This window comes from Streptomyces sp. NC-S4, assembly GCF_054353315.1.
This window is the reverse complement of record NZ_CM135937.1, coordinates 959,278-976,130: the sequence shown is the minus strand read 5'-3', so window position 1 is coordinate 976,130 and position 16,853 is coordinate 959,278. Positions and strand designations below refer to the sequence as shown.

Genomic DNA, 16,853 nt, shown 5'->3' with positions numbered 1-16,853 from the left:
TCATGGGGAAAGGCCAGGTCAGAGGCGGTTTGTCGAGCCCCTGGACGAAAGGGTGAGCGGCTGCCCGGAGCCGGGCCTCCACGGGGTCGCGCACTACGGTGAAATAGCGGCCGCGGGCCCGCCGGGGCCGTGCACGGCCCTGTTCCCGGCGCCCCCGAGGTGCCCGATTCCGGTGCGCGCTTCAGCCCGGCGCGAGGTCCTCCGTCAGCGCGGTCCGCCGCTGTTCCGACAGGTGGTCACCCAGCGGCGTCCGCCGGGGGCGTGGTTGCCTTCGCCGACTTCCTGCGAACCCCGCGTGCCCGGCCGCGTTGGCTACGATCGGCCGATGATCATTTCCGTCACGCTCGGGGCCGCCGCCACACCGACCGCTCCCGCTCTCGTTCTCCGGCCCTGGCGCGTGGAGGACGTCGCCGCACTGGTCGAGGCCTCCCCGGATCCCGGGCTGGAGCGCGAGGACGACGGACTGGGATGGGTACGGGCCCAGGAGCGGGGCTGGGCGGCAGGGGTCCGGTTCGGATTCGCCGTCCTGGAGGCGGCCCGGGGCGCGGCGCAGGCGCGGTTGGTGGGCAACGTCGTGCTCAAGGAGGTCGCGCCCGGCAAGGCCTCCGCCGAGGTCGGCTACTGGACGGCGGCGGAGGCACGGGGCCGGGGCGTGGCTCCACGAGCCTTGGAAGCCCTCACCGCCTGGGCCCTGGAGGCCTTCCGGGCCGACGGACTGGAGCGGCTCGAACTGCTCCACCAGGTGGACAACCCCGCGTCCTGCCGCGTCGCGGCCAAGTGCGGCTACACGTACGACAGGACGCTGCCGTCCGCGCCACCCGACTTCCCGCTCGACGGCCATCTGCACGTGCGCCGCGCGGCTGCCTGACACGTCACGGGCGGGGCCCGGGTTGGCCGTGGGGGTGCTTGTCCGGTCGTGCGGCGACCGCGCACAGTGGGCCATATGACATCAGAGCTGACACCCACCGAGCTCCTCCACGCCTTCGCCCGCACCCGCGCCTCGCTCGACGGAGCCGAGGTCACCTACTGGTGGACGGGGGACGTCCACTCCTGGGCCCCCGGCGAGCCCTACCGGCGGCTCTTCGGCTTCGAAGGGCTCAACGTCGCGCGCCTCGTGGCGGACGAGGAGTCCGGCGGTTACCAGCTCCTGTCCAGGGAGGCCGCGTTCTACCTCGACCCCGGGACCCGGGAGATCCTGGAGACCTGGCAGGACAAGCCGGTGGTCCACGTCTGGAACGACCCGGCGAACCAGAAGTGGCGGCCCTTCCCGGTGCCCCTGACCGAACTGGGCGACCAGGTCTGCTTCAGCCTCGAGATCCCGCTGGCCTACCCCTCGCCCCTGCCGGTGGCGCGGTACCCGGCCCACTCGGCCGACGACACCTACCGGGCCCTGGAGCTGTTCCAGTTCTTCGCCCCCGCAGCCACCCTTACCACCGACGCGGTGAGCGTCCCCGCCACGATGTCCTGGACCCGGATGTCCCCGTGGCTGCCCTGGATGGAACAGGGGCAGCGCCCGGGCGGCCTCACCTTCCACTGCCGCGGCCGCAAGCTGGACTCGTACGAGCAGGTGCCGGAGCGCACCCGGGCGTACGTCGCCGGGCACCACCCCGAATTCGCCCACGCGCCGGAGAAGTGGAGCGAGCCGAACGAGACCAGCTGGACGTACTTCCGCAGGCTCTCCCCGCCGCGGTAGCGCCGGCTCCGGTTCCGGCCCCCGTCTCGGACCACGTCCTGCGCGGCACGTGCGCGGACGTCGAACATGCCTGGTCAGCGCCCTCGCCGAGGGAATCCCGGGGGGAGCCGCAGGGGGCGGACAAGGGTTTTCCCCGTATCGAGTTCATCCCCGTGTTGCCTACTGTCTGCCCACCGGCGATCTTCCCCTGACCCTACGGCACACACGCCAACCCCACATGGCGTGAAGGCCGTACCGGTCGGGGGGAGAGCCGGGACCGCCGTTGCCCAGCCCCGCTGTTGCGGCTCGGGCGACGTGGCGCGCGGCGGAGCCGGGGCGAGCTCGACCAACTCGCTCCCGGTCCCGCGGCCGCCGGAACCTCCCACACTGCACTGACCGGCCGCTCCGGCACGTCCGGAAACGGCCCTCGAAGGGGAACACGTGCACTCTTCCAGACGTCGGCTCATATCCGTGGTGGCCATGTCCGTCACCCTGCTCGCCGGCTCCGCGACCGCCTCCGTGGCCCTGGCCGCCGAGACCCCCGCCGCGGCCCCCGCCGCCACGGTCGCCCCCACCGCGCCCGTCGAGAACCTCATCGTCGGCTACAAGGCCTCGGCCACCGAGGCCAGCTCGAACACCGCGGCGGCCGACGACGCCACCGCCAAGGGCAAGAAGGCCGGCAACAAGAAGGCGAAGTTCGACCGCCGCCTCGGCACCGGTGCCGCTCTCGTCAACCTGGGTGGTGCGACCGCCCCGGCCGACGCGGCGGACGTGATGGCCCAGTTCCGCGCCGACCCGGACGTCGCCTACGTCGAGCCGGACACCCGCGCCTACGCCCAGGCCGTCACCCCGAACGACACCGAGTACGCCAAGCAGTGGGACCTCTTCGAGTCCACCGCCGGCATGAACGTCCCCGGTGCCTGGGACAAGACCACGGGCTCCGGCGTCACCGTCGCCGTGATCGACACCGGCTACGTCGCCCACTCGGACGTCGCGCCGAACATCGTCTCCGGCTACGACTTCATCTCCACCGCCTCCGAGGCCCGCGACGGCAACGGCCGTGACGCCAACCCGGCCGACGAGGGCGACTGGAACGCCACCGACGGCGAGTGCGGTGTCGGCTCCAAGGCCAGCACCTCCTCGTGGCACGGCACCCACGTCGCGGGCACCATCGCCGCGGCCACCAACAACTCCAAGGGTGTCGCCGGCATCGCCTACGGCGCGAAGATCCAGCCCGTCCGCGTGCTCGGCAAGTGCGGCGGCGCCACCTCGGACATCGTCGACGCGATCACCTGGGCGTCCGGCGGCTCCGTCGCGGGCGTCCCGGCCAACGCCACCCCGGCCAAGGTCATCAACATGAGCCTCGGCGGCCCCGGTGCCTGCGGCACCAGCTACCAGAACGCCATCAACGCGGCCGTCGCCCGCGGTACGACCGTCGTGGTCGCCGCCGGCAACAGCAACGCCAACGCGTCCGGCTACTCGCCCGCCAGCTGCAACAACGTGATCAACGTGGCGTCGACCAACCGCGCCGGCGACCGCTCGTACTACTCCAACTACGGGTCGATCATCGACATCGCCGCCCCGGGCGGTGAGACCCGCCGCGCCACCGACACGCCCGGCACCGTCACCACCCCCGAGAACGCGATCCTCTCCACCCTGAACGCCGGCACCACCACCCCGGGTGCCGAGATCTACAAGCCCTACCAGGGCACCAGCATGGCCGCCCCGCACATCGCGGGACTGGCCGCCCTGCTGAAGTCGGCGAACACCTCGCTGACCCCGGCCCAGATCGAGTCGGCGATCAAGACCAACGCCCGCCCGCTGGCCGGTACCTGCACCGGTGGCTGCGGCGCCGGCCTCGCCGACGCGGCCGCGACCGTCGCCGCGGTGACCTCGACCCCGCCCACCTCGGGCCGCGAGAACACCACGGACTACGCCATCGCGGACAACGCCACCGTGGAGAGCCCGATCACCGTCACCGGTGTGACCGGCAACGCCCCGGCGGCCCTCAAGGTCGGCGTGAACATCGTCCACAGCTACATCGGTGACCTCAAGGTCGACCTGATCGCCCCGGACGGCAGCGTCTACAACCTGCACAACCGCTCCGGCGGCAGCACGGCCAACATCAACCAGGTCTACACCGTGAACGCCTCCTCCGAGGTCGCGAACGGCACCTGGAAGCTGCGGGTCAACGACAACGCCGGCGGCGACACCGGCAAGATCGACTCCTGGAACCTGACCTTCTGATCAGGAGCCAACTCGGCCTGACGGCCAGATAGTACGGACCAAGGCGAACCCGCGGACCTGCTGATACATCTCGTATCGGCAGGTCCGACGGGTTTTCCCGGCACGTGACTGATTTCTGCGTCACAATCCGTGTCCGCCCGCCACTCGACCTCGTATTGTCGCCTCTCACAGGAAGGGCGCCGGAGCTGGGGACCGAGAGGCTGGTGGCTGTGCGTGGTGGCGGCGACGGGGCACGCTGACACAAGAGTCGGACACGGAGAACTGATCAAGGCGGTCGACCGCGCGCTCACCGCGCACGGCCGGGCGCTCCTGACCGGACCCGCCGGCGCGGGCAAGACCGAGGTCGTGCGCGCCGTCGCGGCCGCGGCCGAAGCGCGCCGCGAGACCGTGCTGTGCCTCGCCCCCGAGGCCGCCGACCAATGGATACCCGAGGCGTCCGCCGCCGCCCTCCTCGCCTCCGTACCCGGCGGCGCCCTGGAACAGCTCTCCGGCCCCCAGCGCACCGCCATCGCCCTCCTGCGCCGCGAGGCCGACGCCCCCCGGGCCGGCCGCGACCACATCGCCCTGCGCCTCGCCGTGGTCGAGGTGCTGCGCACGCTCGCCGAACGCGACCCCGTCCTGCTCGTCCTGGACAACGCCCAGTGGCTCGACGCCGAGAGCACCGACCTCCTCCGCTTCGCCCTGCGCCTCACCCCGCCCCGCGTACGGGTCCTCGTCGCCGAATGCGTCCAGAGCGGGGTCCCGGTGGGCGAACCCCTCTGCGGCCCCGGCGTCCCCGTCGTCCGGGTGCCCCCGCTCGGCGCCGACGAGGTCGCCGAACTCCTCGTCCGCCACGGCCTCCCGGCCCGCCTCGCCGGCCGCATCCACCAGGCCAGCGGCGGCAACCCGCGCCTGGCCCTCGCCCTCGGCCACTCCCTCGCCGAAGCCGCCGAGGCCCGCGACAGCAGCGCCCACCACGCCGACACCCTGCCCGTCTCCGGGCAGGCCCGCGAGGTGGCCCGCAGGCTCCTCGCGGGAGCCCCCGCCCAGGCCCGCCGCACCCTGCTGCTCGCCGCCCTCGCCACCCGGCCCACCATCTCCCTGCTGCGCCGCGCCGGCCGCCCCGACGCCGAGGCCGAACTGGCCGAGGCGGAACGGGCCGCCCTGGTCAGGGTGGGGGAGGACGGCTCCGTGGAGTTCACCGCCGGAGCCCTGCCCACCGCGCTGGCCGCCGACGCCGGGTGGCCCGAACGCGCCGCCGGACACGCGGCCCTGGCCGCCGCCGTCGACGATCCCGTCCAGGCCGTACGCCACCGGGCGCTGGCCGTGGACACCCCCGACCAGTGGCTCGCCGAGGAGATCACCGAGGCCGCCGCGGCCTGCCGCCGCCGGGGCCAGCGCGCCCTCGCCGCCGAACTGGGCCTGCTCGCCGCCGAACGTACGCCGTCCTGGCTGGCCGGCGAGGAACTGGCCCGCCTGGTCGCGGCCGCCGAGGACGCCGGCTGGTCCGGCCGCGCCGACCTCGCCCGCCGTGCCACCGGGGCCGTCCTGGCCCGCGACGCCTCGCCCGCCGACCGGGTACGGGCCCGGCTCGCCGTGATCGACGCCGCCGGGCAGGCCCTGGGCGCCCTCGACGAGACCATCGCGTACGCCATGGACGAGGCCGCCGGGGACCCCTCGCTCCAGGCCGCCGTCCAGCTGCGGATCGCCTGGAAGCACAACCTCAGCGACGGCGATCCGGTCCGCTCCCGCGACGCCGCGGCCCGCGCCGGGGCGCTCGCCGCACTCGGCGGCGACCAGGTCGCCGAGGCCATGGCCCTGACCGTACGGGCCCGCATGGGCCGCATCCTCGGCGATCCGGGAGCCGAGGCGATCCTGGCGGAAGCCCTCGCCCTGCCCGCCCCCGAAGTGCCGCTCGGCATGCGCAACGCGCCCCAGTACCTCGCCGTCCGGCACGCCCTCTTCGACGACGGCCTCGACGACGCCCGCCGCCAGCTGATGGTCCTGCTGCCCGCGGTCCAGCGCACCGGCTCCGCCGAGGACGTCTTCGAGGTCCTGCGCAGCCTCACCGAGGTCGAACTGCGCAGCGGCCGGTGCGAGGCCGCCTCCGCCCACGCCCGCCGTGCCCTGGAGCTCACCATCGACGCGGGGCTCTCGCCCGGCCCCGCCTGGTACGTCGCCGCGATGGCCGAGGCCATGGGCGGCAGCTTCGCCCGGGCCGCGGGCTATGCCCGGCGCGGCATCCAGGCCTCGCAGGAGGAGCAGGACCAGGTCTTCCTCTCCCGCAGTCTGCACGCGCTCGGTCTCGTCGAACTCGCCACGGGAGAGGCGGCCAAGGCCGTCGCCACCCTGCGCAGGGTCGCCGAGCTGGAGGCCGCCCAACAGGTGGTGGACCCCTCGATCCTGCGCTGGCACGGGGAACTCGCCGAGGCCCTGATCGCCGCCGACGCACCCGAGGAGGCGGCCCGGCTGCTGTCCTCCGTCCGCACGGTCGCCGTCGGTCTCGGCCGGACCGGGGTGGTCGCGGCCCTCGACCGGGCCCGCGGGCTGTGCCTGTCCGCACAGGGCGACGCCGACGCGGCCGTCCACCTGCTGGAGGCCACCGCCCAGCGCTTCGACGCCCTGCGGCTGCCGCTGGAACGCGGCCGTACGCTGCTCGCCCTCGCCCGGGTGGAACGCCGCAGACGCCGGCGCGCACCGGCCCGCGCGGCGCTGCGGGCCGCGGCCGAGGTCTTCGACCGGGCCGGGGCCGCCCCCTGGACGGAGCTCGCCAGGGAACCGGCCCCCGGCGACGGCGCCGGTGCCCGGGTGCCGGCGGCAGCGGCCCTGACCGAGGCCGAGACCCGGCTCGCGCTGCTGGTCAGTCAGGGGGCCAGCAACCAGGAGGCCGCGGCGAAGCTGTTCCTCAGCGTGAAGACGGTGGAGGCCCGGCTGACCCGCATCTACCAGAAGCTCGACGTCCGCTCACGGGCCCAGCTGGCCACCGCGCTGCGCGCGCGGTGACCACCACGGTGCCGCCGTTCAGCAGCCGAGGTTGTTCCCCGGAGTCACCCCGAGCAGCTGCGTGAAGCTCTGGTACTTCGAGATGCGGCTCTGGACCTGGGCGGGGTTGCCGCCGTTGCACTCCAGGGAGCCGTTGATCGAGCGGATGGTCTCCCCGAAGCCGGCGCCGTTCACCATGGCGGCGTGGGCGGTCATCGTGCCCGGGCCGTTCTGGGTGTTCCAGTACCAGAGGGCCGTCTTCATGGCGACGGCCGGATCCTGCTCCACGAGGTACGGGTTGGCGAGCAGGTTGATGCCGAGCGCGTCACCGGCGGCCTTGTAGTTGAAGTTCCAGCTGAGCTGGATGGGGCCGCGGCCGTAGTAGGCGGCCTGTCCGGCGGGACAGCCGTAGGGCTGGCTCGCGTCGCAGTAGTGGGGGTAGTTGGCAGTGTTCTGCTCCACTATGTAGACGAGTCCGCCCGTCTCGTGGGAGACGTTCGCGAGGAAGGCCGCGGCCTCGCGCCGCTTGGTGGTGTCGTCGCCGGTCCTGGCGAACCCGGGGTAGGCGGAGAGCGCCGAGACCAGGCCGTTGTAGGTGTAGAAGGGATTCCGGTTCGGGAACATCTGGTTGAACTGGGCCTCGGAGACCACGAATCCGGTGGGGTTGCCCGGATCCGGGTCCTGGCCCCCGCCGCCGCAGGCGCCCTGGTCGGACCAGACGCCCCACTGGCCGGTGGTGCCGGGCGTCTCGCCCTGGGTCCACCACTTCGCCTGCCAGTTGTGGCCGCCGTACGAAGCGCTCATGCCGCCCGTATAGACGGCGGAGGAGGTCCATGCGCCGGCGCAGGGGGCGGCTGCGGCGGCGGGGGAGGAGGGGAGGGTGAGGGCGAGGCCGGCCGTGAGGGCCGAGGCGGCGGCGAGTGCGAGGGCGCGGAGGCGAAGCGCACGTATCACGTAACTGCTCCTTCAGTGGGGGGACTTGCCGTGGGGGCAACGGTGCCCACTGAAGCGAAAATGGTCTGAACCTGTCAAGGTCTAGACCAAATGAAACGCGCCGGTGTCACGCGTGACGCGTGACACCGGCGCGGAATCGAACCGATCAGCTGCCCGCGGAGAGGTTGCCGGAGAGGACCGGGATGTTGCTGGCGATGTGCGAGAGGGCCTCGTCACCCTTGGCCTGGGTGGAGTTCTCGGTGCACTGCTGGTTCTGCGGGCTGGCGAGGACGTTGACGTCCTGGACGCCGACGTTGGCGAGGACCGCGAGCAGGGACTGGGCGTTGACCTTGGCCGGCAGGCCGACACAGAGCTTGTTGAGCGAGCCCTGGATGGCACCGAGCTGCGGGCTCATCTTGCCGTGGGTCTCCTGGTTGCCGTAGATCTGGGTCGCACCGTTGCCGTTGACGGTGTTCACGCCGTTGTCGTTGCCGATCGCCATCGCGGGGGAGGCGACTGCGGCACCCGCGCCGAGCACGGCGGCGGTGGCGGCTGCGGTGGCCATGAACTTCTTGAGCATGTTGGGGATCCTTCTGGTCGCACTGTCGCGTGTGATGGCTGCCCTCGGCGGGACGTGCTGATCAACTGTCGACGGCGCTCGTGGTTATCCCCACTCACCCGACTGGCCCAATGCCGGATCGAGCCACCCCCGGCCGCGGTGGCGGGGGCGGGCTCCTCGGGTCCGGGCGTCAGCCGGTCTTGCGGCGGACCTTCTTGTTCTTGCCGCTGGGGCCGCTGCTGGCACCCTGGACCTTCGCCCGGCTCTGGTGGGACTGCTGGGACCGGGCGTTCGCGGCGTTGCGCTCCAGAGCCTCCCGGAACCTGCGCTTGGCCGCCTCGGCCGGGGACTCGTCCTGAGGGGTGTCGGTTTCGTCAGCCATGTTGTCCTCCTGGGGTGATCAAGCGGCTTCAGTCTGTCAGGTGGCGTCCGCGCTGACCAGCGAGTTCTCCTGTGCCCCAAGGGCTGCTTGGAGAGGTCATAAGTTATGGTTATGAGGCTATAAAGAGACACCGGGTGCTGAGTTAGGTTTACCTTCGTTTAGGGTTCCCTTTGATCCACCTTGCCGTCGCTCGAAGGGAACCTCTGCCATGCCTCGCCCTCTGCGGGTAGCAATCGTCGGTGCCGGCCCCGCCGGTATCTACGCCGCCGACGCGCTGCTGAAGTCCGAGGCGGCCGTCGAACCCGGTGTGTCCATCGACCTCTTCGAGCGGATGCCCGCGCCCTTCGGCCTGATCCGGTACGGCGTCGCCCCCGACCACCCCCGCATCAAGGGCATCATCACCGCCCTCCACCAGGTGCTCGACAAGCCGCAGGTGCGCCTCTTCGGGAACGTCGACTACCCGAACGACATCAGCCTCGACGAGCTGCAGTCCTTCTACGACGCCGTGATCTTCTCCACGGGTGCCACGGCCGACCGCGCGCTGACCGTCCCGGGCGTCGACCTCGACGGCTCCTACGGCGCCGCCGACTTCGTCTCCTGGTACGACGGCCACCCGGACGTCCCGCGCACCTGGCCGCTGGAGGCCGAGAAGGTCGCCGTCCTCGGTGTCGGGAACGTCGCCCTCGACGTCGCGCGCATCCTCGCGAAGACCGCGGACGAACTGCTGCCGACCGAGATCCCGGCGAACGTCTACGACGGGCTCAAGGCGAACAAGGCCCTCGAGGTGCACGTCTTCGGCCGCCGGGGCCCGGCGCAGGCCAAGTTCAGCCCCATGGAGCTCCGGGAGCTGGACCACTCGCCCAACATCGAGGTCATCGTCAACCCCGAGGACATCGACTACGACGAGGGCTCCATAGCCACCCGCCGGGGCAACAAGCAGGCCGACATGGTCGCCAAGACCCTGGAGAACTGGGCGATCCGCGACATCGGCGAGCGCCCGCACAAGCTGTTCCTGCACTTCTTCGAGTCGCCCGTCGAGATCCTCGGCGAGGACGGCAAGGTCGTCGGACTGCGCACCGAGCGCACCGAGCTCGACGGCACGGGCAACGTCAAGGGCACGGGCAACTTCACCGACTGGGACATCCAGTCCGTCTACCGGGCCGTCGGCTACCTCTCCGACGAGCTGCCCAAGCTCCCCTGGGACGTGGAGTCCGGCACGGTTCCGGACGAGGGCGGCCGCGTGATCGAAGCCGGCGGCCACCTGCAGTCGACGTACGTCACCGGATGGATCCGGCGCGGTCCGGTCGGCCTGATCGGCCACACCAAGGGTGACGCGAACGAGACCGTCGCGAACCTGCTCGCCGACCACGCGGAGGGCCGCCTGAGCGAGCCGGCCGCCCCCGCGCCGGAGGCCGTCGAGGCGTTCCTCGCCGAGCGCAGCGTCCGCTACACGACGTGGGAGGGCTGGTACAAGCTCGACGCGGCCGAGAAGGCCCTCGGTGAGCCCCAGGGCCGCGAGCGCGTGAAGATCGTCGAGCGCGAGGGCATGCTCGAGGCGAGCGGCGCGTAGTGCGAGTGGGGCCGGGACCCGGACGGGGTCCCGGCCCCGCGTACGTCCCGCGGGGCGTACGGGCTCCCTCAGAGGCCCCGCTCCCGCTCCAGCACGCCCCGTACGAAGGCAGCCTGCCCGGCGTGCTGCAGGTCGTCGCCGAGCACGCTGACCAGGCGTACCCCGAGGGTGACCGGCGGATCCCAGCGTTCGTCGACCACCCGGTCCAGGTCGGTGGCGGCGAGCCCGTGCACGAACCGCGCGGTCCGCTCGTGCACCGCGTCGAAGTACCCCAGCAGCAGCTCGCCCGAGTCGACCCGCACGGTGTAGACGTCCTGCGGTGAGTGCCCGTATCCGGTCGACCCGGTGGGCAGGGGCAGCGCGAACCGCTCCGACCAGCCGCCGGTGTCCCAGACCTGTTCGGTGCCGGCCGCGTCCGCGACGTGGTCGTCCTGGATCCGGGTCAGGTGCCAGATCAGCCAGGTGACCGAGTTCGCCGCCGGGTCCACGCGCGCGTTGAGCAGCTCCGGCGGGGCCCCTTCCAGGACCTCGTGCACGATCTCCCGGATGCGTCCGAAACCGTCGGCGATGACGTCCGTAGCCTTCATGCACCCACCATGCAAGGCCCGGGGGCCCGACCGCCGCGAGCGACACGCGGGGGCCGGACCGCCGGGCCGGCGGGGCGGGTGACGTCAGCGGGTCGCGTCGGCCTTCTCGGCCGGCGCCGCCTGCTGCGTCTGCGCTGCCGCCGCCACGGTGCCCTGCCCGGGGCGCAGGCCGAGCCAGCCGATCAGCGCGACCAGCGCGAAGGCCACCGCCCCGATCCCGAAGGTGAGGGTGAACCCGGACTCGGCGGGCAGCGGGGGGACCCCCGCCGGCAGGTGCTCGATCGTCCTGGAGGCCAGGATCGTGGTGACGACGGCGCTGCCGATCGCACTGCCCGTGGAGCGGGAGATCGAGTTGATGCCGTTGGCGATGCCGCTCTGGTGGTGCGGGACGCTGGACATGATCACGGCGGGCATGGCGGCGTAGCCGAAGCTGACGGCCGCGCCGACGACGAGGCCGGCGCCGATCACCGAGAGGCTGTGCTGGTGGTCCAGGACCAGCCAGGCGAAGCCGGCCGCACCGAGGGCCGCGGCCAGGGCCAGTGCCGTACGCGGCCCCCGGTGGCGCACGATCTGACCGCCGACGGGCGAGGCGAGCAGGGAGACGATGGCGCCGGGCAGCAGGAACTGCACCGAGGCGCGCAGGATGGACGCGTCGAAGCCGTAGCCGGTGAGGGCCTCGGGCATCTGGACGAGGTACGAGACGCCCAGGAAGTTCGCGAACATGCCGAAGCCGACGAGGACCCCGGCCAGGTTGGCCATGAGCACGGGGCGGTGGACGAACATCTTCATGTCGACGAGCGGCTCGCGCACCTTGCGCTCGACGAGCACCCAGACGGCGGCCATGACGGCGGCGCCGGCGAAGCTGCCCAGGGTGCGGGCGGAGCCCCAGCCCCACTCGTGGCCCTGGGAGATCGGCAGCAGGAGCAGCAGCAGTGCGATGCCCAGGGTCAGCGCGCCGAGGAAATCGGTGCGTCCGCCGGTCTTGTGGCGGGTCGCGGGGACCAGGAAGACCACCGCGAGCAGGGCGAGGAGCGCGAAGCCGGTCGCCATCCAGAAGGCGTTGCGGTAGTCCGCGCCGGAGCCGGAGGTGAGCAGCCCGGTCGCGACGAGCGCGAGCCCGCTGCCGAACGCGAGCGTGCCGCTGACCAGGGCCATCGCACCCGGCAGCTTCTGCGGCCGGACCTCTTCGCGCAGGACCGACAGGGCCAGCGGGAAGATCGCGGTGGCGGCTCCCTGGAGCACCCGGCCCAGGATCAGCAGCGGCAGCGAGGTCGCCAGCGCGGCGATGACGGATCCGGCGACCATGACGCCGAGCACGGCGACCAGGGTGGGCTTCTTGCCGTGCTGGTCACCGAACCGGCCCAGCAGCGGCGTGAAGACGGCGGCCGACAGCAGGGTGGCGGTGGTCACCCAGCTCACGTTGGCCGTGGTGGTGCCGAGGTCCTCACGGATGAGGCCGAGGATCGGGACCGGCAGGGTCTGCATCATCGACACGACCATGGCGGCCAGGCTCAGCGCGAAGACGATGACCGTCTCGTTGCGGTGCCCGGAGGCCGGGGTGGCGGGGGAGGGGGTGCTCATGGCTGGGGTGAACCTTCTTCGTGTTTCGGAGCTGAAGAGCTTCGGAACGCAGATGTTTGACCTTCTCAAGTAACTCGACCGACGGTAGACGTGGATAGTTAAGGTGGTCAAGTAAACAATTGATAATGTGAAGCATCCTGAGTACGCTCCGGGTATGAGCGACACCGTCACGCAGACCCCCACCAAGCTCCAGCTGCTGGAGCTGCTCGCCGCGATCGGCACCGCCCAATGGCGCGAGTTCGCGGCCGCCGCGGCCCAGCACGGCCTGACCTCCACCCAGGCCCGGGTCCTCGCCCAGCTCGACGGTCCCGTGCCCATGCGCGGCCTCGCCACCCTGCTGGTGTGCGACGCCTCCAACGTGACCGGCATCGTCGACCGGCTGGAGGCCCGCGAGCTGGTGCGCCGGGAGCCGGACCCCGCCGACCGCCGCGTCAAGAACGTCGTCGCGACGGACGCGGGCCGCGAGGTCATCCGGCGCGTGCGCGAGGAGATGCAAGCCATGCACGGCGCGCTGGACACCCTCGACGAGGCCGAGAGCGCGACGCTCTACGCACTGCTGGGACGCCTGCGCCCCTCGATGGAGAAGGGCGCCTGAAGTAGCCTCGGCCTCCATGAGTACCTTGCAGACGATCAACGACGTGTCCGTGCTGATGTGCGAGGCGGAGGGCGAGGTCATCGCCGGTGAACGCGAGGCGCTCGACTGCATCGGCGACGCCGGCTACCAGGGTGCCCAGTGGGTCGTCATCCCCGCCGGGCGGTTCGACGACGCGTTCTTCCGGCTGAGCACCCGCGTCGCCGGCGCGATCATCCAGAAGTTCGTCCAGTACCGGGTCGGGATCGTCGTCCTGGGCGACATCTCGCGCCACACGGAGGACAGTCCGGCGCTGCGCGACTTCGTCCGCGAGTGCAACCGCGGTACCCAGACGTGGTTCCTCGCCGATGCCGCAGAGCTGGGCGAGCGACTGGCCGGGCCGGCGGCATGAGCGGAGCCGGCGCGCTGTGCGTCCTTCGGGCGGCCGACCGGACCGCCACCGTCTGGAAGAACGGCGGGGGAGTCACCCGGGAGATCGCGGCTTGGCCCGAGGGTGCGGGCATGGAGGATTTCGGCTGGCGCGTGAGCCTGGCCGAGGTCGCTGCCGACGGCCCGTTCTCGGCCTTCCCCGGCATCGCACGCACCCTGACCCTCGCCGAGGGAGCGGGCATGGACCTCACGGTGGCGGGCGTGCGCCGGATCGTGGACGAGCGGTTCGCGCCGCAGGACTTCCCCGGGGACGAGCCGACCGACTGCCGACTGCTCTCCGGGCCCGTCGTGAACTTCAACGTGATGTACCGCAGGGGCGCCGTGGAGGCGCAGACCGCCGTCGTGCGGGGCGAGCTCGCCCTCGCGGTCCCGCGGGGCGGGACGCTGCTGGTGGCCGCGCTGGACGGGCCGGCGGTCCTCGAACGGGCCGGTGACCGCGCGGAGCTGCTCCCGTACGACGCGGCCCTGCTGACGGGACCGGCCGACTGCCGGGTCCGTACGGGCGGGCGCGCGGCAGTCGTACGGTTCACCCCGGCCCCGGCCCCGGCCCCGGCCTAGCGGGTGCGGGTGCCCAGTTTGATCCACTTCGCGGTGCTGGGCACGCCCTTGGCGTCGAGCAGGAAGAGCATGTAGTACCCGGGTGGGGCGTCGGCCGCGCCCGGTGGCGTGCGGAGCCCGATCGTGGAGCCGTGGACGCCGGTGATCCGCAGGTCCAGATGGCGCTGGCTGGTGTTCACCGAGTGGGTGACGGTCGTCGGCGCCAGCAGCACGGCCCGCGCGACGTCCTTCGCCGTCGAGCTCGTGACCTGGAAGGCCGTGTCGTGGCCGAGATCGCCCGCCGGGACCCGGTCGAGCGCCGGCCGCGCGCCCCGGTGCAGGTAGGCGGGCTCGTAGAGCTCGATGCTGCCGTCCATCCCGTCCTTGATGTCGGGGTCGTTGGCGATCTGCTGGAGCTCGTCCCCGGTGACCATCATCCGGCCGTCCGGCAGGACGAGGGCGTTGGAGTGGTAGCCGCGGGGCAGCCGCTGGGCCGGCCCCAGCTGCCAGTGACCGCGCGCGTCGCGCAGTTCGATCTGCCGGTACTTCAGGTCGGCCTTCGGGTTGAAGGGACCGTTGCCGTAGTCGCGGGTGTCCAGGGCGCCGTTCACCGTGAGCAGGGTCCCGTCGGGCAGGATCAGCGTCCCGTCCTGGGTCCGGCCGAAGGCCCTCGGCTCCTCGATGCTCCAGCGGCCGCCGGACAGCCGGTACGTGAGCGGGTCGCGCGGGTCGCCGCCGAGCACCAGGACGGAGTCCGGGCCCCGGAAACCGGCCGGCAGCGGCACGGCCGAACCGTAGCCGCGGAAGTCGGCGGGCCGCCGGGGCAGGTCGGTGCGGGTGTCCGCGACCGGGTCGAAGAGCCATTGCTGGTCGGCGTCGCGGCCGAGCCCGTAGATCTTCCCGTCCCGCAGCGAGAAGAGGTGAGGGTAGTCGTTGCGGAAGGGGGCCTGTGACCGGAGCCGCTCCGCGGGGACGTTCGCCGGGATGTCGTAGGAACGCCAGGGCACCGGCCGCCCGAGCGCGGGGAAGCGCTCCACCACCGGAGTGGGTGTGCCCGTACCGCGCTCGGACTGGCCGGACATGATGATCTGCCGGCCGTCCGGCCCGGTCACCACCGAGGGGTACCAGCGGCCCACGGCCATGTCGCGGTTGCGGAACCACTTCTCGGTCCACGGGTCGAACACGAAGGACAGCTTGGCGCCGCTGCCGCCCTTCCCGCCGACGTTGCCGCCGAACACCCCCACCATTCCGTTGGGGAGGTAGGAGTGGCCGGCGCAGAAGAACGGCGCCGGGCGCGGGGCGTAGGCGCCGTCGGGCATCAGCACCACCGGCGGCGGCACGTTGGTGAAGGCCCCGGCCCCGGTCCCCCGGGTGGGGTCCCAGAGATAGGCGCGGCCCGCGTTGGTCCGGCCGACCGTGTTGGTGGGCCCGGTCTCCTTGGTGGGATCGGCTTCCACGCGTTCGAAGGAGAAGAGCAGCACCTTGCCCGTCGGCAGCAGGGCCACGTGGACGCCGAAATCGGGGGAGGGGAAGAACCGGGTGAACCGGCCGAACCGGGCCGCGTCGAACTTCGCGTTGCCCTTGCGCTGGGACTCCCCCAGGGAGGCCAGGCTCGACGTGCGCTTCGACTGCGGGTAGCCCTGGGGGCCCTTGGTCGCCTCGCGCAGCCGCTGGTGGGCGCGGGCGTGTTCCTCGCCGAGCACCCCGGCCTCGTCGCCGGTGTGGTGGGCCGCCGCGAAGGCGGGGGCGGGGCCGGAGACGGCGAAGGCCAGGGCGGTGGCGAGCGCCAGTGCCGACAGGGCGGCGCGTGGGCGGGGCATGGGACTCCTCACCGCAGGAGGGTCCGGCGCCCCGGCCGGCTCCAGAACCCGCTGATTGCCTGAAGGACCTCGCCGATATTAGGAAAAATGGGAACGAGTGCGGGGCGCGACGCGGTGCTCCACGCCACCTGAGGCCATCCGGCCGAGGGGTTTGAGTAGATTTATCGTTTCTGCGGTGACGGGCCTCGGCCATCGAGGTGAGACCGCGTGCCCGTCGGCCGGCCGGGACCGCCGCGGACCGCTATCCATGGCGATGTGATCAAGTCCCTCCGTACCGGATTCACCGCAGCCGCCGTGACCGCGACGTTCATCGCGCTCACCCCCGCCGCCGGGGCCTCGTCCTCGGCGCCCTCGGCCCCCACCGACCAGGTCACCGTGGACGTCGCCTCCGTGAACGGATCGGGCTGCCGTCCAGGCAGTGCCGCCGTCTCCGTGTCCCCGGACAACTCGGCCTTCACCGTCACCTACAGCGAATACCTGGCCCAGGCCGGCGGCGGTGTCTCCGCCGTCGAGGGCCGCAAGAACTGCCTCCTCTCCCTCGACGTCCACGTCCCCCAGGGGTACACCTACGCCGTGGCCAAGGTCGACTACCGCGGCTTCGGCAGCCTCGCACCGGGCGCGGTCGGCACGCAGAAGGCCAGCTACTACTTCCAGGGCATGAGCCAGACCGCGTACCGGACCCACAAGTTCAACGGCGAGCTCGTCGACAACTGGCAGGCGACCGACACCACCGGCGTCGAGGCCCTGGTCTTCGCACCCTGCGGCGAGCAGCGCAACTTCAACATCAACACCGAGCTGCGCGCCGAGGTGGGCACCTCGGACCCGGCGCACACCAGCTTCATGGCGCTCGACTCGACGGACGGCAGCATCAACAGCGTGTACCACTTCTCCTGGAAGAAGTGCCCGGTCCGGCGCTGATCCGGGAACGCCCGCCCCTCGACGCGGGGGCCCGCCGCCCGGCGGGCCCCCGCGGTGCGTCCGGT

General features: G+C 72.3%; 15 protein-coding genes. 9 read left to right on the top strand and 6 right to left on the bottom strand.

The features are described from left to right. Positions 1 to 325 precede the first annotated feature (325 nt). The 4 genes from ACXNSR_RS03980 (at position 326) to ACXNSR_RS03965 (ending at position 6,901) form a co-directional block, all read left to right on the top strand. Positions 326 to 868: a GNAT family N-acetyltransferase gene (locus ACXNSR_RS03980; protein WP_458640748.1), complete on the top strand. Its 543-nt coding sequence runs from the start codon at positions 326 to 328 to the stop codon at positions 866 to 868. Between the two features lie 75 nt (positions 869 to 943). Beyond that, the gene (locus ACXNSR_RS03975) at positions 944 to 1,693 is read left to right on the top strand and encodes a DUF1838 family protein (RefSeq protein ID WP_458640747.1); all 750 of its coding nucleotides are present in this window, start codon (positions 944 to 946) and stop codon (positions 1,691 to 1,693) included. A gap of 459 nt (positions 1,694 to 2,152) precedes the next feature. Continuing rightward, the gene (locus ACXNSR_RS03970) at positions 2,153 to 3,919 is read left to right on the top strand and encodes a S8 family peptidase (RefSeq protein ID WP_458643555.1); all 1,767 of its coding nucleotides are present in this window, start codon (positions 2,153 to 2,155) and stop codon (positions 3,917 to 3,919) included. A gap of 213 nt (positions 3,920 to 4,132) precedes the next feature. Next, positions 4,133 to 6,901 carry a helix-turn-helix transcriptional regulator gene (locus ACXNSR_RS03965; protein ID WP_458640746.1) on the top strand — a complete coding sequence of 923 codons (2,769 nt, stop codon included), beginning with the start codon at positions 4,133 to 4,135 and terminating at the stop codon, positions 6,899 to 6,901. 18 nt (positions 6,902 to 6,919) lie between these two features. Here the strand turns inward: ACXNSR_RS03965 and ACXNSR_RS03960 are convergent, their stop codons facing one another. The 3 genes from ACXNSR_RS03960 to ACXNSR_RS03950 form a co-directional block, all read right to left on the bottom strand. Next, the gene (locus ACXNSR_RS03960) at positions 6,920 to 7,834 is read right to left on the bottom strand and encodes a glycoside hydrolase family 19 protein (RefSeq protein WP_458640745.1); all 915 of its coding nucleotides are present in this window, start codon (positions 7,832 to 7,834) and stop codon (positions 6,920 to 6,922) included. 145 nt (positions 7,835 to 7,979) lie between these two features. Next, positions 7,980 to 8,393: a rodlin gene (locus ACXNSR_RS03955; protein WP_458640744.1), complete on the bottom strand. Its 414-nt coding sequence runs from the start codon at positions 8,391 to 8,393 to the stop codon at positions 7,980 to 7,982. Positions 8,394 to 8,562: 169 nt separating this feature from the next. After that, positions 8,563 to 8,754, bottom strand: coding sequence for a DUF5302 domain-containing protein (locus ACXNSR_RS03950; protein ID WP_458640743.1), 192 nt, complete (start codon positions 8,752 to 8,754; stop codon positions 8,563 to 8,565). Between the two features lie 208 nt (positions 8,755 to 8,962). Between ACXNSR_RS03950 and ACXNSR_RS03945 the strand changes: the two genes are divergently transcribed. Beyond that, on the top strand, positions 8,963 to 10,324 hold the full coding sequence (locus tag ACXNSR_RS03945) for an FAD-dependent oxidoreductase (RefSeq protein WP_458640742.1): 1,362 nt from the start codon (positions 8,963 to 8,965) through the stop codon (positions 10,322 to 10,324). A gap of 68 nt (positions 10,325 to 10,392) precedes the next feature. Here the strand turns inward: ACXNSR_RS03945 and ACXNSR_RS03940 are convergent, their stop codons facing one another. Further along, entirely contained in the window at positions 10,393 to 10,911 is a 519-nt protein-coding gene (locus tag ACXNSR_RS03940) for a mycothiol transferase (RefSeq protein WP_458640741.1), read from the bottom strand. An 84-nt stretch (positions 10,912 to 10,995) separates the two neighbouring features. Then, the gene (locus tag ACXNSR_RS03935) at positions 10,996 to 12,492 is read right to left on the bottom strand and encodes an MFS transporter (RefSeq protein ID WP_458640740.1); all 1,497 of its coding nucleotides are present in this window, start codon (positions 12,490 to 12,492) and stop codon (positions 10,996 to 10,998) included. Positions 12,493 to 12,646: 154 nt separating this feature from the next. Between ACXNSR_RS03935 and ACXNSR_RS03930 the strand changes: the two genes are divergently transcribed. The 3 genes from ACXNSR_RS03930 to ACXNSR_RS03920 are packed head-to-tail and all read left to right on the top strand — an operon-like array spanning position 12,647 to position 14,071. After that, positions 12,647 to 13,087 (top strand): MarR family winged helix-turn-helix transcriptional regulator, encoded by a 441-nt coding sequence (locus tag ACXNSR_RS03930; protein WP_458640739.1) that lies wholly within the window; start codon positions 12,647 to 12,649, stop codon positions 13,085 to 13,087. Between the two features lie 16 nt (positions 13,088 to 13,103). Then, positions 13,104 to 13,475 carry a DUF4180 domain-containing protein gene (locus tag ACXNSR_RS03925; RefSeq protein WP_458640738.1) on the top strand — a complete coding sequence of 124 codons (372 nt, stop codon included), beginning with the start codon at positions 13,104 to 13,106 and terminating at the stop codon, positions 13,473 to 13,475. Next, on the top strand, positions 13,472 to 14,071 hold the full coding sequence (locus ACXNSR_RS03920; RefSeq protein WP_458640737.1) for a HutD/Ves family protein: 600 nt from the start codon (positions 13,472 to 13,474) through the stop codon (positions 14,069 to 14,071). The genes ACXNSR_RS03925 and ACXNSR_RS03920 overlap by 4 nt, the downstream gene beginning before the upstream one ends. Here the strand turns inward: ACXNSR_RS03920 and ACXNSR_RS03915 are convergent. Then, positions 14,068 to 15,870, bottom strand: coding sequence for a galactose oxidase-like domain-containing protein (locus tag ACXNSR_RS03915; RefSeq protein ID WP_458640736.1), 1,803 nt, complete (start codon positions 15,868 to 15,870; stop codon positions 14,068 to 14,070). The two genes, ACXNSR_RS03920 and ACXNSR_RS03915, sit on opposite strands and share 4 nt — an antisense overlap. A gap of 255 nt (positions 15,871 to 16,125) precedes the next feature. On the opposite strand from ACXNSR_RS03915, the gene ACXNSR_RS03910 reads away from it, so the two are divergent. Further along, entirely contained in the window at positions 16,126 to 16,788 is a 663-nt protein-coding gene (locus tag ACXNSR_RS03910; protein ID WP_458640735.1) for a DUF4360 domain-containing protein, read from the top strand. Positions 16,789 to 16,853 lie beyond the last annotated feature (65 nt).

Coding starts and splice junctions, on each gene's coding strand:
- ACXNSR_RS03925 (WP_458640738.1), top strand. CDS start 13,104: ATGAGTACCTTGCAGACGATCAACGACGTGTCCGTGCTGATGTGCGAG.
- ACXNSR_RS03945 (WP_458640742.1), top strand. CDS start 8,963: ATGCCTCGCCCTCTGCGGGTAGCAATCGTCGGTGCCGGCCCCGCCGGT.
- ACXNSR_RS03920 (WP_458640737.1), top strand. CDS start 13,472: ATGAGCGGAGCCGGCGCGCTGTGCGTCCTTCGGGCGGCCGACCGGACC.
- ACXNSR_RS03975 (WP_458640747.1), top strand. CDS start 944: ATGACATCAGAGCTGACACCCACCGAGCTCCTCCACGCCTTCGCCCGC.
- ACXNSR_RS03935 (WP_458640740.1), bottom strand. CDS start 12,492: ATGAGCACCCCCTCCCCCGCCACCCCGGCCTCCGGGCACCGCAACGAG.
- ACXNSR_RS03930 (WP_458640739.1), top strand. CDS start 12,647: ATGAGCGACACCGTCACGCAGACCCCCACCAAGCTCCAGCTGCTGGAG.
- ACXNSR_RS03915 (WP_458640736.1), bottom strand. CDS start 15,870: ATGCCCCGCCCACGCGCCGCCCTGTCGGCACTGGCGCTCGCCACCGCC.
- ACXNSR_RS03980 (WP_458640748.1), top strand. CDS start 326: ATGATCATTTCCGTCACGCTCGGGGCCGCCGCCACACCGACCGCTCCC.
- ACXNSR_RS03940 (WP_458640741.1), bottom strand. CDS start 10,911: ATGAAGGCTACGGACGTCATCGCCGACGGTTTCGGACGCATCCGGGAG.
- ACXNSR_RS03950 (WP_458640743.1), bottom strand. CDS start 8,754: ATGGCTGACGAAACCGACACCCCTCAGGACGAGTCCCCGGCCGAGGCG.
- ACXNSR_RS03955 (WP_458640744.1), bottom strand. CDS start 8,393: ATGCTCAAGAAGTTCATGGCCACCGCAGCCGCCACCGCCGCCGTGCTC.
- ACXNSR_RS03970 (WP_458643555.1), top strand. CDS start 2,153: ATGTCCGTCACCCTGCTCGCCGGCTCCGCGACCGCCTCCGTGGCCCTG.